We start from the raw sequence: 13,795 nt of genomic DNA, 5'->3' as shown, positions 1-13,795 counted from the left end.
GGCGTCCCCGCCAGGCGCGAACGCCGACCTGCCCACCTACTACCTGCTAAGTCATCCGCTAAGTCATCCTGCTGCTGCTCGGTACTACTGGTGGAGCGGAACTACTGGGCGTACGTGTCGCAGGTCGCGCCGACCCGGCCCATCTTGGCGCCGAGGTCCGGGCTCTCACCCATCGCCTGGTCCAGGCCGTTGGTCAGCTTCTGGCCGACCAGCTGCTGCAGCGTGTTCGCCCGCATTTCCGGCGCGACCTCGTAGGCCATCTTCAGCATGCCCTTCTGCATCGGCGAGGCGTCCAGGCGCGCGGCCATCTCCGGCAGTTCCGCGTGGATCGCGGCGTCGATTTGCGTGAAGGAGCACTGCGAGGTGAGCAGCGGTGACAGATCGCCGATCATATCCGCCGACGCAATTCCCGTTCCGAACAACGAAGCACCTGCGGCGATCCCGCTGATGGCGAGAGAGGCGAAGGCGTAACGCGGGTTGAGCATCTTCATGAATTCACCCTTCGGAGAGCTCGATCGGATGTTCGGGGCTGAATACCCCGGCGGTGATGGTACCCAAGGAATTCCGCGAGCCTCCGGCCACGTCCGGTAAGCGCACGTTCACCCCGCATTCGCCGAGCTCCATTTGCCTGCCGGACATGGGCGGATCGCTCGAATTATTTCCGTACGGACAGGTCAGGGACCGTTGGCGCGTCGAACATCGTTGCGCCCCATGGCGGGAACCGATACGGCCGCATGTCAACTGACCAGTTCGTAAGGCATTCTACGTAATTCGGACATTACATCGTGTCGCCGCACGAACCGTACTCGCGACGTGCTAAAAGCTTGTCCTATGAATTGGAGCGTAAACGCAGAAGCGCACAACTCCCGCAGATCACGTTCCGTAGCCACCATCGCGGCGTCCGGACTGATCGCCTGCGCTATGACCACACTGGGTGTATCGACGGCCGCGGCCGATCCGAGCGCCGATGCGAAACTCGTGAACACTTCGGTCAGTTCTCCGGACGGTTCCCGGATAACCGGCACAGAGTCCATGGACGATCGCAATATCCGACTTCAGGTTTATTCCGCGGCAATGGACAAGACTTTTCCGGTCGAGGTCCAACTGCCCGCCGATACTTCGGTACCGCGCCCCGCGCTGTATCTGCTGAGTGGCGCCGGCGGCGGGATCGACATCGCCTCCTGGCAGGCGCAGAGCGATGCCCGCGAGTTCATGGCGGACAAAAACGTGAACCTGGTGTTGCCGATCGGTGGCATGTTCAGTTATTACACCGACTGGATCAAGGATGACCCGGTACTCGGGCGCAACAAGTGGAAGACCTATCTGACCGAGGAACTGCCCCCGCTGATCGACGCGGCCCTCGGCACCAATGGCGTGAATTCGATCGCCGGCATCTCCACCTCGGCCACCACCGTGCTCGCCCTGCCGATCGCCAAGCCGGGTCTCTACAAAGCCGCCGCCGCATACAGCGGCTGCGCCCAGACCAGCGATCCGCTCGGTTCCCGGTTCGTGAAATTCGTGGTCGACGGATACGGCAATGCCAACCACGAGAACATGTGGGGGCCGACCGGATCGCCCGAATGGCTGGCCAATGATCCGTATATCAATGCCGAGGGCCTGCGCGGCACGGATCTGTACATCTCCTCGGGCAATGGCCTGCCGGGTCGTTACGACACCCTGGATGGCCCGCATACCCAGCCGGGCGTGAGCGGGCTGGCGAATCAGATCATCATCGGCGGCATGATCGAGGCGGCCACCAACAACTGCGCGCAGAACCTGCGGACGCGGCTGAACGAACTCGGTATCCCGGCGACCTACGCGCTGCGCGATTCCGGCACGCACTCGTGGGGCTACTGGCAGGACGAGCTGAAGGCGTCCTGGCCGGTGCTCGCGCGCGGCATGGGCTTGCCTGCCTAAACCGCTACCACCAGCTGCTGGACGGTCCTGGAGGACCGGGTAAGGCCCGCACCGCGGCCGCCCGGTCCTCCTTTGCGTTACCGGGTACGAGTTGCTGTGCGGGACAGGCAGGTACGCGGACGGCGTGGGCGTGCGGAGTTGTCCGACAGGGCGGCAAGCATTTTCGGGGAGACCGAGCGGCGCGGATCCGCGACCGTTCCTCGGGTGAGCGCGGGTGGGATTCTCCGAGTTACGACATCAAGAGTCATCCACGCAGACGCGCAGGCAATACATCGGGCCGTTCAAGTGCACGAGCGGTCTGTCCGGAAAACGAGACGTGCCGGACGCCTGCAGTGCGTCCGGCACGATCTCGATCTGTCCAGCTAGGCAGGGGCCCAGCCGGGCGGGTGCAAACTAGACGACCGCGATGATGATCGCCAGAATCACACCGAGGGCCGCGACAGCAGCACCGAGAAAACTACCAACACCGGGGAGCAGCATTCTTCCTCCTGTTTATGGATTGATCCACTGCAACGAGCAGTGGCGAGCATTGCCAATGTGTGGCTGGTGAATGTCGAACAACCTCACTCCGGAGGTGTTCATGATCTCGGCCGGCGCGGAGACTGCCAGTTGGACGCTCGATTCTGCGGAGTATCCGACACGATCTCGATCGCAGCAGGCCGGAGAGGTTTCTAGCTAGACGACGGCGATGATGATTGCGAGAATCACGCCGAGGGCCGCAACGGCAGCACCCAGAAAACTACCAACACCGGGCAGAAGCACAGTTCCTCCTGTTTGTCGGTCGAGCTTGGTGATCAGTGTGTCTAACTGCCTCGACCTCGGAAACTCGGCCGAGGTTTCGCCTCACCGTGGAGGCATGCAGAACTCAGTTGGCCGAAGCCGACCGATTTAGACGACGGCGATGATGATCGCCAGAATCACGCCGAGGGCCGCGACAGCAGCACCGAGGAAACTACCAACACCGGGGAGCAGCATTTTTTCTCCTGTTTGTCGGTTGATCAATTGATCGAGCAGCGGCGTGCACGCATACTGCCGAGTGGAGACTGTAGAACATCTACGGCCGATAAGAAAATCGGCCGAGGCCGCCTCTCTGCGGAGACGGCTTCGTGATCTCGATCGATCAGCTCGGGGAGCTAGATGACCGCGATGATGATGCCGAGAATCACGGTCAGAGCGGCAACAGCGGCACCGGCCATACTTCCAACAACGGGGAGCAGCATTGTTCCTCCTGATAGTAGGTCGAACCATTTGATCGATCAGTGACGGCTTGCCACTGGCGATTTCAGACTGTCGACTTCCTCGACATATCAGAAAGTAGCCGACGTTGCCTCACATCGGAGGCTTTTGACGAACTCGGTCAGCTGGAAACTTAGATGACCGCGATGATGATGCCGAGAATGACGGTCAGCGCGGCAACAGCGGCACCGGCCATACTTCCGACCACGGGCAGCAGCATTGTTCCTCCTGATAGTAGGTCGATCCATGGATGACTTAGCGTTGGTGATCATGCCAACTGTCAAGGAACAAAGGGCAATCCGACCCGGCGTGTCGGGAAATTCGCCGGGACACCCCCGTTGTGGGCGGCGAATTTTATTGGACGCCAATGCTCAATAATCGAATTGGACGATCGACCGACCAGCCGAATGCTCAACCGGCGCAAGCAAATCCATCGAACGCAGCCCCCATCGGGCAGCCCCATACCATCCATCCCACGCAATACGCAAAAGCGCAGGAGTGCAGAGAATTTGTCCGGCGGCCGACAATGGGCGCCAGAACGCGCTGCGGGACACCGGAACCGCCCGCGGGATCAGCGGAACGAACCGCGCCGCCCAGGCGCCGCCGGCGATCATCGCGCACAATCAGAAAGATTTGCGCTTCTGATCCGTCGCGCAGTTCATGATCAATCAATTCCACGCAGAATTAAAGAACGAACAGTCCGATCCATCGATGACCGACAGATCGGACTTTCGGGACATTCGTCCGTGAATCCGTGCTACTCCGGGTTCGTGGAAACAAGTTCCAGTAAACGCATCAGTTCCGCGTACCGGCGCGCACCGATCCGCGACCGCAGTTCCTGCTCCGCCCGCGCCTCCTCGGCGCGCACCGAAGCGACCAGTTCCGCGCCGAGCCGGCTCAGCCCGATCAGGATCCGCCGGCGGTCGTCCTGCGCCGCCAGCCGGAAGATCAAACCGCGCTCGGCCAGGTAGTCCGCGTGCCGGGTGGCCGAGGACGGGGCTAGCTGCGACCTGGCCGCCAGCTCGCTCATGGTGATGCCGGTCTCACTGGAGAGATTCGACAACATCGACCACTGGTCGGGTGTTAGCTGCCTGGCACACAGTGCGGCGTCCAAGTGACGCAGCCAACCGCGTTCCGCGGCACGCAGCGCACCATGCAGCGTCGAATATCCGCTTACAATGGTCGTCATTGTTATTCCTGCCTGCCATGAATTTCGCTCTAACGAGAAGAAGAGTACCGAATGCCGGCGTTCGGCGAGAGCCCAGAGGGCACTATCGAGATCCTGAACATAGTCCCGATGCAGGGACCTGGCGGTATCGTGGCCCCCTCCTGCGACGCGGCGATTTCGCTTGCCGTCGACGAAATCAACCGGGGCACAGGAATTCTCGGCCGCGAAATTCGTACTACGAATATTGATGGCGGCCGCCCGCCGCACGAGGTGGCGAGCGAGGTTTCCGCGCTGCTCGCCACCGGCATGGTGGACGCGATCACCGGTTGGCACACCTCCGCGGTGCGCCGGGTGGTGGCCAAGGCGACCGCAAGCCGGGTGCCCTATTTATTCGCCACCGGGCACGAGGGTCTGCCGGACGAACTACCCGGCGTTCTGATGCTCGGCGAGCACCCGGCAGGGCAGACCTTGCCCGCTTTGCACTGGCTCGCCCGCGAGCACGGCATCCGCCGCTGGGCCATCATCGGCAACGATTACATCTGGCCGCGCGAGTCCGCCAAGGCGATCCGCAACAGCCTGTCCGACCCCGCCGACGTGGTGCTGGAGCGGTTCGTGCCGCTCGGCGCACCCGATTTCGGCGACTTCCTGTCCCACCCGGCGCTGGACAAGGCCGACGGCGTGGTGATCCTGATGGTCGGCGCGGACGTGTCCCGGTTCAACCGCCAGTTCGCCGCGACCGGACGCGCGGCCAGTCAGCTGCGGATCAGCCTCGCGGCCGACGAGAACGTGTTACTGGCCGGCGGCGCGAGCGCCAATCACAACTTCTATGTCGCGTCGAGTTTCTTCATCGACGAGCACACCTCGGACGGGCGGGATCGGGTCGACCGCTATCGCAAGCTGCACGGCGAATTCGCGCCCGCGCTGACCAGTTTCAGCAATATGACCTACGAGGCGATCCACACGCTGGCCGGGCTGGCCCACGCGGTCGGCTCGCTGCGGGTGCCGGACGTGCTGGGCGCGATCGATCACGGCGTGCTGCTGGAGACCCCGGGCGGGCAGCGCGCGTTCCAGGGCAACCAGGCCATCCAGCACGGCTATATCGCCCGCGCCAACGGCGTCCGGTTCGACATCGTCGCCAGAATCACCTGAGCCGCACCCTTTTCGGCCTCCCGCGCGCGGACGCGCGGCGGATCGAAAAGTGTGCGGCTCGTGGTGGTTACGCGGAGACCAAAGTGTCCAGCACCGAGAGGAACAGGCCGAGGCCGTCGTCGCTCGGGCCGGTCAGTGCCTCGGTGGCGTGTTCCGGGTGCGGCATCAGGCCGACGATGCGGCCGTCGGCCGACGCGATCCCGGCGATGCCGCGCTGCGAACCGTTCGGGTTGTCGCCGGCGTAGCGGAAGACCACCCGGCCCTCGCCCTCCAGTTCGTCCAGCACGGCGGTCGAGGCCTGGAAGCGGCCCTCACCGGACTTCAGCGGGACCAGGATCTGCGCACCGGCCTCGTAGCGCGAGGTCCACAGCGTCGACGCCGATTCCACCCGCAGCCATTCGTCCCGGCAGATGAAGTGCAGGCCCTCGTTGCGGGTCAGCGCGCCGGGCAGCAGCCCGGCCTCGCACAGCACCTGGAAACCGTTGCAGATGCCGAGCACCGGCAGGCCGGTCTTGGCGGCGCGCACGACCTCGCCCATCACCGGCGCGAACCGGGCGATGGCGCCCGCGCGCAGGTAGTCGCCGTAGGAGAAGCCGCCGGGCACGATCACCGCGTCGACGTTCTTCAGATCGGCGTCGGCATGCCACAGGCTCACGGCCTCGGCGCCGGCCAGGCGCACCGCGCGGGCCGCGTCGACATCATCGAGCGTCCCCGGAAAGGTGATGACTCCGATGCGCGCGGTCATGACAGCCGCGTGACTTTCCACTCTTCGATCACGGTGTTGCACAGCAGTGCCTCCGCGATCTGCTCGAGCTCGGCGTCACCGACACTGTCGTCGACATCGAGTTCGAATCGCTTGCCCTGCCGTACATCCGAGATGCCCTCGAATCCCAGGCGCGGGAGCGCACCGACGATGGCCTGTCCCTGGGGGTCCAGGATCTCGGCCTTCGGCATCACCTCGACCACGACTCGTGCCACGCGTTGCTCCTCATGTGGTGGTGGGGGGTTACCTGAGCAGCGTAGTTGTTTCGGCGGACGTGCCCGACTCCGGGTGGCGCAATAGCATGGCGGAATGCGCATAGCTCACTTCGGCCACTCCTGTCTGCTCGTCGAGCTACACGGCAAGCAGGTGCTCTTCGATCCGGGCACCTTCTCGCACGGTTTCGAGGGGCTCACCGGCCTGGACGCCATCGCGATCACCCACCAGCATCCGGACCACATCGATCCGAACCGGATCGAGGCCCTGATCGACGCGAATCCCGGTGCCCGGCTGCTGTCCGACCCGCAGACCGCGCAGCAGCGCGGGGAAAAGTGGGAGGCGGTGCACGCGGGCAACGTGCTCACCCTCGGCGAGCTCCAGATCACCGGGGGCGGCGGCAGGCACGCGGTGATCCACCCGGAGATCCCGGTCGTCGACAACACCGTTTTCCAGCTGGGCACCGCCGACGATCCGGCGGAACTGGTGCATCCCGGCGACTCGCTGTGGGTGCCGCCGGTGCCGGTCGGCGTGCTCGCGCTGCCGGCCGCCGCGCCGTGGATGAAGCTCAGCGAGGCGGTGGACTACCTGCGCGCGGTGACGCCGCGCGCAGCGCTGCCCATCCACTACGGCATCATCGAGCAGGCGGCGCAGGGCATCTACTTCGGCCGGCTGGCCGAAATGGGCCCGGCCGGTACGGAATTCACCGTGGTGGAGCCGGAAGACCAGCGCGAGTTCTAGGTCTCCCGGCTCGGCCCGCTACCCGGACCGGTCGGCGTAGTCCAGCAGGAACAGCGCCTCGGCCAGTGCCATGTGCTCGATCTCGGACGGATCCACGCTCTCGTTGGGGGCGTGGATCAGGCACGTCGGTTCCTCGACGCCGAGCAGCATGATCTCGGCATCGGGGTAGGTGTCGGCGAAGACGTTGCACAGCGGGATCGATCCGCCCTGCCCCTGTGTGGTGGCGGCGCGGCCGTAGGACGCGGCCAGCGCCGTCTCCATCGCCTCGCGCGCCGGGCCGCCGTTGCCGGAGCGGAATGCCGCGCCGATGCCCTCCAGTTCGATGGTGAGTTCGGCATTCCACGGGGTGTTCGTCTCGAGGTGCGCGACCAGCGCCTTGTGCGCCTGCTCCGGATCGGTGCCCGGCGGGATGCGCAGATTCAGCCGGGCGCGCGCGGAGGGCTGCACGGCGCCGGTCGAGCCGACCACCGGCGGGGCGTCGATGCCGAGCACCGTCAAAGCCGGTCGCGCCCAGAGCATGTCGGCGACGGTGCCGTCGCCGATCAGCTCGACGCCGCGCAGCACGCCCGCGTCGATGCGGAACTGGTCCTCGGGATACTGCACGCCGGACCAGCGCTGGTCGTTGGGCAACCCGGCCACCGTGGTGTTGCCGTGCTCGTCGCGCAGCGTGGCCAGCAGCTGGATCAGCGCGGCCAATGCGTCCGGAGACGGTCCGCCGAACATGCCGGAATGCAAAGGGCCGGCGAGGGTTTGCACCGTGACCACGACATTCACGCTGCCGCGCAACGTTTCCGTCAGGGTGGGCACGCCCGCGGCGAAGTTGCCGCAGTCGCCGATCAGGATCGTGTCCGCCCGCAACAGGTCCGGGTTGGCCTCGACGAAGCGTTCCAGCCCGCCGGTGCCCTGCTCCTCGGAGCCCTCGGCCACCACCATGACGCCGAGCGGCAGGTCGGGACCCAGCGCGCGCAACGCGGTCAGGTGCATGACGATGTTGCCCTTGCAGTCCGCCGCGCCGCGGCCGTACCAGCGGCCGTTCTTCTCGGTCAGCTCCCAGACCGGGGTGCGCCAGGCGCCGCTGTCCAGCGGCGGCTGCACGTCGTAGTGGCAGTACAGCAGCACCGTCGGCGCGCCGGGCGGCGCGGGCCGGGCGGCGATGACGGCCTTGCTGCCGTCCGGCGTCTCGTGCAGGCCCGCCCTGGTCAGCCCGGCCGCGACGAACGCGTCGGCCACCCACTGCGCGGCCCGCTCGCATTCCTCCGGCGGGAACTGCCGCGGATCGGCCACCGACTTGAACGAAACAAGCTGCGTCAGATCGGTTTTCGCCTGCGGCATGAGCGCGGCCACCTTCGCGCGCAGCTCTGCGGTGCGAGAATCGTCGGTCATTGCCAGCGCCTCACTTCTTCGTCGTCGCGCGGCCGACACGCCGCTGTTCCACTCTGGCACGAACCGTCCAGCACAACGGTGGAAATCTAGTCGACCGAGCAGTTCGTGTCGCCCGACTTCCGCCGGCCCGGATCGGACCGGTGTGGTTGTGTTGGGTGACGCCAGCACGCGAGCCGACACTGCGGAGGTAATCCGATGTCCCCAAGCGCAGACTCCGACGACCTGTTCGCCCTGCCCGGCATGAGCCGGGTCGCGCCCAAAGGCGGATTCCCGCAGGGCGAACTCTTCGCCGAGGTGGCCTACGAGATCGTGCACGACGAGCTCATGCTCGACGGCGTCTCCCGGATGAATCTGGCCACCTTCTGCACCACCTGGGTGGACGAGCAGGCGCGCAAACTGATGGTCGAGTCGATGGACAAGAACATCGTGGACAAGGACGAATACCCGCAGACCGCCGAGCTCGAGCGGCGGTGCGTCCGGATGCTCGCCGACCTGTGGCACTCCCCCGACCCGGCCGGCACGCACGGCACCTCGACCACCGGGTCCAGCGAGGCCGCGATGCTCGGCGGGCTGGCCGCCAAGTTCCGCTGGCGGCAGCGCGGCGGCACCGGCACACCCAATTTCGTGTGCGGGCCGGTGCAGGTCTGCTGGGAAAAATTCGCGCGGTATTTCGATGTCGAGATCCGGCAGATTCCGCTGCGCGGGGACCGGCTGACCATGCATCCGGACGACGTAGCCGCCTACTGCGACGAGCGAACCATCATGGTGGTGCCCACTTTCGGTCAGACCTTCACCGGGCTGTTCGAGGACGTCGCGGGGATCAGCCGCGCGCTCGACGAGTTGCAGGAGACGAGCGGCCTGGATATCCCGATCCACGTCGACGCGGCGAGCGGCGGCTTCCTCGCCCCGTTCACCGCGTCCGATCTGGTGTGGGATTTCCGGCTGCCGCGGGTGAAGTCGATCAATGCCTCCGGGCACAAGACCGGGCTGGCGCCGCTCGGCGTCGGCTGGGCGATCTGGCGCGAGGCGGCCGACCTGCCCGCGGAATTGGTCTTCGACGTGGACTATCTCGGCGGCAGCATCGGCACGTTCAACTTGAATTTCTCCCGGCCGGGCGGACAGGCGATCACGCAGTACTACGAATTCATTCGACTGGGCCGCACCGGATACACCCGCGTGCAGTCGGCCATCTACCGCGCAGCCCAGCAGCTGGCGGCGGGCCTGCGCGAACTCGGGCCGTTCGAGCTGATCCACGACGGTGACCCGCACCGGGGTATCACCGCCGTGGCGTGGCGGTTGACCGGCGATCCCGGGTTCAACCTGTACGACCTGTCGGATCGGCTGCGCAGTCGCGGCTGGCTGATCGCCGCCTATCCGCTACCCGCGGACCGGGAGGACGAGACGATCATGCGGGCGGTGATCCGGCACGGCTTCACCGTCGACCTGGCCGATCTGCTGCTGGCCGATGTCACCCGGTGCATGAAACAGCTGGCGCGGCATCCGTTTTCGACGTCGCTCACCCAGCAGGAGGCGGGCGGATTCACGCACAGTGCGCGGGCGGCGGTGCCGAGCAAGCAGAGTGAGACCGCCTGATCGGGCGGAGCGACGCCGCCGCCCGATTACGCCATTCACGAGCGGCGGCGTCGATCGGCCCGCTCGGCGGTGCCGATAACCAGCCCAGCCGCGCTGCCCGACCGCAGCACGACGCGGCGTATTTTCAGGCCGCGCGCGCGATGGCGGGCGGTTCCCAGCGGTAGACGGCGCCGGTCGCGCCGTGGAACAGGGCGAGGTCTACGGCATCGAGCATGGCCTGCCGCGGGCCGGAGCGTTCCAGTTGCGCGGCCGATACCGCGAGCCGCAGCATGCCGCCGCGGCGGGCCGTCCGCGCGGCGCCCATCACCAGGGCCCGACACCACCACGGTTCGGCGCGGAAGCCCTCGCCGATCCCGTACACCCGAACCTTCTGCGCCACATTGTGTTCCAGGTCCAGGATCGAGGTCAGGCCGAGCGCGACCCGGAAACCGACCTCGGGCAGCGCCTCGATGGCGCCGGCGGAGGCATCCCAGCGCGGCGCGGCGAACAGCCGGGTGCGCAGCTCCACCCGCTCCATCACCCGATCCGCCGCCATCAGCCGCAACCGCGCCTCATGCCTTGGCAGCGTGGCGAATTCGGCCCGCCGGCTCTTGGTCGCCGCCTGGTCGTAGCCGTGCAGCACGATCGCGTCGCCGCGAGCCCGGCGCCCGCGCAACCACGCCTGCGTCGCGGGATCCTCGACCAGTTTGTACTTGCCCTTCAACCGGGGCGCCACGAGCAGCGACAGTGGCACACCGCGCTGATCGAGCTCCGCGGCGAACTCGATCGCCGCGTCCCGAGTGGTGTCCCGGATCCCGGAAATGGATACGACCAGCTCAGCGTTCATGAATCAACGGTGCCAGGGGCAGATGTACTGGGCGTGCAGGCCGGATGACCAGGCGACGAACACCTTGACACACGTTCTCGCCGCAGATCCCGAAGAGGCCGGCCAGCGGAAACCGGCCTCCCGTCCGCGGACTACGCGCCGGCCAGACCGACCCGGTCCAGCACCCACGCGTACTCGAAGGCGACTTCCTTCCACTTCTCGTACCGGCCGCTGACCCCGCCGTGGCCCGCGCTCATCTCCGTCTTCAGCAGCAGCTGCGCGTCGCCGGTCTTGGTGGCGCGCAGCTTCGCGACCCACTTGGCCGGTTCGACGTAGAGCACGCGGGTGTCGTTGAGGCTGGTGATCGCCAGGATCGCCGGGTAGTCCTTGGCCTCGATATTCTCGTACGGGGCGTAGGACTTCATGTAGTCGTAGACGTCCTTGTCCGCCAACGGGTTACCCCACTCGTCCCATTCGATGACGGTCAGCGGCAGCGACGGATCGAGGATCGAGGTGAGCGGATCGACGAACGGGACGTTCGCCAGGATGCCGGTGAACAGCTCCGGCGCCAGGTTCGCCACCGCGCCCATCAGCAGGCCGCCCGCGCTGCCGCCGTCGGCGATCATCCGGTCCGCCGAGGTCTTCCCGGTCTCGATCAAATGCTGTGCGCAGGAGACGAAGTCGGTAAAGGTGTTCTTCTTGGTGAGCGTCTTGCCGTTCTCGTACCAGAGCCGGCCCATCTCGCCGCCGCCGCGCACGTGCGCGACCGCGAACACCATGCCGCGATCCAGCAGCGACAGCCGGGAGACGGAGAAGGACGGATCCATGCTCGCCTCGTAGGAGCCATATCCGTAGAGCAGCAAGGGCTTCGGCGAATCCAGCGCCAGCCCCTTCTTCCAGACCAGCGAGATCGGGATCCGGGTGCCGTCCGCGGCGATCGCCCAATCCCGGTGCTGCTCATAGTCGTTCGCGTCGTAGCCGCCGAGCACCGGCTGCTCCTTGCGCAGCAGCAGATCGCCGGTGGCCGGCACGTAGTCGAACACCTGCACCGGGGTGATGAACGAGGTCAGGCCGATGCGCAGGGTCGGCTGCGCCCACTCCGGGTTGGCGCCCGCGCCGACCGCGAACAGTTCCAGATCGAAGTCCAGCTCGCGTCGCTCGCCGTAGCCGCTCTCGGTCAGCGGCCACACCGCGACCCGGGTGAGCGCCTCGCGCCGGTAGCTCAGCACCAGGTGATCGGAGTAGGCGTCGACGTCTTCGAGCCGCACGTCGTCGCGGTGCTCGATCAGCAAGGTCAGGTCCGACGGATCGGCGACCGGGGCGTCGGCGAGCACGAAGTTCTCCGCCTTCACCCCGTCGACCACGTCGTTGTGCAGGATCAGGAACCGATCCGCGCCGCCGACCACCGCGTGCTCAGCCGAGTACTCGACCCCCTCGCGGCGCGGCAGGATGACCCGGAATTCGCCCTCGGGATCATCGGATTCGAGCACCCAGCCCTCGGTGGTGATCTTGGAACCGACCCAGATCATCAGGTACTTCTCCGAGCGGGTCGAGGTGATGCTCACCCAGTAGCGCTCGTCCGGCTCGTGGAACACCTTCACGTCGCCGGCGGTCGGGGCGCCGAGACGGTGCCGCCACACGGTGTCGGGCCGCCAGGACTCGTCCACCGTTTGGTAGAAGACGTGCGTGCCGTCCAGCGACCAGGTCGCGCCGGGCGCGGTCTCGGCGATCGCGTCGGACAGCATCTCGCCGGTGCGCAGGTCCTTGAACCGCAGCACATAGCGCTCGTCGCCGACCGTGTCCACGGAGTAGGCGAGCAGGTTGCCGTCGTGGCTGAGCGAGAACGCGCCGAGCGCGAAGAAGTCGTGGCCCTCGGCTACCACGTTGCTGTCCAGCAGGATCTGCTCGCCGGGCACCTCGGTGCCGGCCTCCAGCTGCGGCGGCGTCCAGGCGTCGATGCCCTCGGCGTCGGCCGCGATCGGACAGCGGCAGTGCACGCCGTACTGCTTGCCCTCGAAGCTGCGCGAGTAGTACCAGTAGTCGCCCATCCGGGTCGGCACGGACAGGTCCGTCTCCTGGGTACGGCCCTTGATCTCGTCGAAGATCGAGTCGCGCAGCCCGGCCAGATGCGCGGTCTGCGCCTCGGTATAGGCGTTCTCCGCCTCTAGGTGCGCGATGACCTCGGGGTTCTCTTTGTCCCGCAGCCACTCGTACTCGTCGACGAACACATCGCCGTGATGCACGCGTTCGGTGGGCACCGTCTTGGCGATCGGCGCCGTCACCCCGTCGAGGTCTGAGATCGTTCCGGTACCGCTGTCGAGAGCCATGGGCTCCACCGTAGCGGCGCGGACCCCTGCCGTCCCGCCAGGACCCGGCAACACCCCTGCTCGAGCTGCCGCACCTCGCCGAATCCGGTCTAGCCCTTGCCTTCCGGGCGCGGCACGGCGCCGGACGCGGCGTGGATCACGCTGTCGAGGACGTCGTGGGTGCGTTGCAGGTCGCGCATGGCCTGCTCGATCCGCTCGCGCTCGCCGGTGAGCCGCTCCACCAGGAACGGCGTGGCGGCCGCGTTCGGCGTGCCGTCCACGTCGTGGATGCAAGGCAGCAGCTCGCCGACGGTGTCGCTGTGCAGGCCGGCGGCGAACATCTCCTGGATGCGCCGGACCCGATCCACCGCGGCCTCCGGGTACTCGCGTTGCCCGCCGGAGGTCCGCTCCGAGCCGAGCAGGCCCTTGGTCTCGTAATACCGCAGCGACCGGACGCTCACGCCGGTCCGCTCGGCCAGTTCACCGATGCGCACAAATCGCTCCTTGACCTGACATTGATG

At 66.6% G+C, this 13,795-nt stretch carries 12 protein-coding genes; 4 read left to right on the top strand and 8 right to left on the bottom strand.

All coding sequences use genetic code 11. The features are described from left to right. Positions 1 to 101 precede the first annotated feature (101 nt). Positions 102 to 491 (bottom strand): hemophore-related protein, encoded by a 390-nt coding sequence (locus F3087_RS21710; protein ID WP_150403854.1) that lies wholly within the window; start codon positions 489 to 491, stop codon positions 102 to 104. A 430-nt stretch (positions 492 to 921) separates the two neighbouring features. Between F3087_RS21710 and F3087_RS21705 the strand changes: the two genes are divergently transcribed. After that, positions 922 to 1,917: an alpha/beta hydrolase gene (locus tag F3087_RS21705; protein WP_150403853.1), complete on the top strand. Its 996-nt coding sequence runs from the start codon at positions 922 to 924 to the stop codon at positions 1,915 to 1,917. A 1,993-nt stretch (positions 1,918 to 3,910) separates the two neighbouring features. Here F3087_RS21705 and F3087_RS21700 read toward each other — a convergent pair. Then, on the bottom strand, positions 3,911 to 4,342 hold the full coding sequence (locus F3087_RS21700; RefSeq protein ID WP_150403852.1) for a MarR family winged helix-turn-helix transcriptional regulator: 432 nt from the start codon (positions 4,340 to 4,342) through the stop codon (positions 3,911 to 3,913). 51 nt (positions 4,343 to 4,393) lie between these two features. Between F3087_RS21700 and F3087_RS21695 the strand changes: the two genes are divergently transcribed. Beyond that, a complete protein-coding gene (locus tag F3087_RS21695) occupies positions 4,394 to 5,470 on the top strand; it encodes a substrate-binding domain-containing protein (protein WP_150403851.1) in 1,077 nt (358 codons plus the stop codon). Between the two features lie 67 nt (positions 5,471 to 5,537). Here the strand turns inward: F3087_RS21695 and purQ are convergent, their stop codons facing one another. Both purQ and purS read right to left on the bottom strand, forming a co-directional pair. Beyond that, positions 5,538 to 6,215, bottom strand: a complete 678-nt coding sequence (purQ, locus tag F3087_RS21690) for a phosphoribosylformylglycinamidine synthase subunit PurQ (RefSeq protein WP_150403850.1) — start codon at positions 6,213 to 6,215, stop codon at positions 5,538 to 5,540. After that, the gene (gene purS, locus F3087_RS21685) at positions 6,212 to 6,448 is read right to left on the bottom strand and encodes a phosphoribosylformylglycinamidine synthase subunit PurS (protein WP_150403849.1); all 237 of its coding nucleotides are present in this window, start codon (positions 6,446 to 6,448) and stop codon (positions 6,212 to 6,214) included. The genes purQ and purS overlap by 4 nt, the downstream gene beginning before the upstream one ends. Positions 6,449 to 6,542: 94 nt before the next feature. Here purS and F3087_RS21680 point away from each other — a divergent pair, with 94 nt between their 5' ends. Beyond that, on the top strand, positions 6,543 to 7,187 hold the full coding sequence (locus tag F3087_RS21680) for an MBL fold metallo-hydrolase (RefSeq protein WP_150403848.1): 645 nt from the start codon (positions 6,543 to 6,545) through the stop codon (positions 7,185 to 7,187). A gap of 18 nt (positions 7,188 to 7,205) precedes the next feature. Here F3087_RS21680 and F3087_RS21675 read toward each other — a convergent pair whose 3' ends face one another. After that, positions 7,206 to 8,570, bottom strand: coding sequence for a dipeptidase (locus F3087_RS21675; RefSeq protein WP_150403847.1), 1,365 nt, complete (start codon positions 8,568 to 8,570; stop codon positions 7,206 to 7,208). Positions 8,571 to 8,765: 195 nt separating this feature from the next. On the opposite strand from F3087_RS21675, the gene F3087_RS21670 reads away from it, so the two are divergent. Beyond that, complete coding sequence (locus F3087_RS21670; protein ID WP_150403846.1) at positions 8,766 to 10,163, top strand: glutamate decarboxylase; 1,398 nt, start codon at positions 8,766 to 8,768, stop codon at positions 10,161 to 10,163. A 124-nt stretch (positions 10,164 to 10,287) separates the two neighbouring features. Here the strand turns inward: F3087_RS21670 and F3087_RS21665 are convergent, their stop codons facing one another. From F3087_RS21665 to F3087_RS21655, 3 genes are all read right to left on the bottom strand, one after another. Further along, entirely contained in the window at positions 10,288 to 10,989 is a 702-nt protein-coding gene (locus F3087_RS21665) for a DUF2334 domain-containing protein (protein ID WP_150403845.1), read from the bottom strand. Between the two features lie 131 nt (positions 10,990 to 11,120). Continuing rightward, positions 11,121 to 13,295: a S9 family peptidase gene (locus F3087_RS21660; RefSeq protein WP_150403844.1), complete on the bottom strand. Its 2,175-nt coding sequence runs from the start codon at positions 13,293 to 13,295 to the stop codon at positions 11,121 to 11,123. An 89-nt stretch (positions 13,296 to 13,384) separates the two neighbouring features. Further along, positions 13,385 to 13,768: a MerR family transcriptional regulator gene (locus tag F3087_RS21655; protein ID WP_150403843.1), complete on the bottom strand. Its 384-nt coding sequence runs from the start codon at positions 13,766 to 13,768 to the stop codon at positions 13,385 to 13,387. Between the last annotated feature and the right edge of the window lie 27 nt (positions 13,769 to 13,795).

The organism is Nocardia colli (assembly GCF_008704205.1).
Classification (GTDB): domain Bacteria; phylum Actinomycetota; class Actinomycetes; order Mycobacteriales; family Mycobacteriaceae; genus Nocardia; species Nocardia colli.
This window is presented reverse-complemented; position numbering and strand designations above follow the sequence as displayed.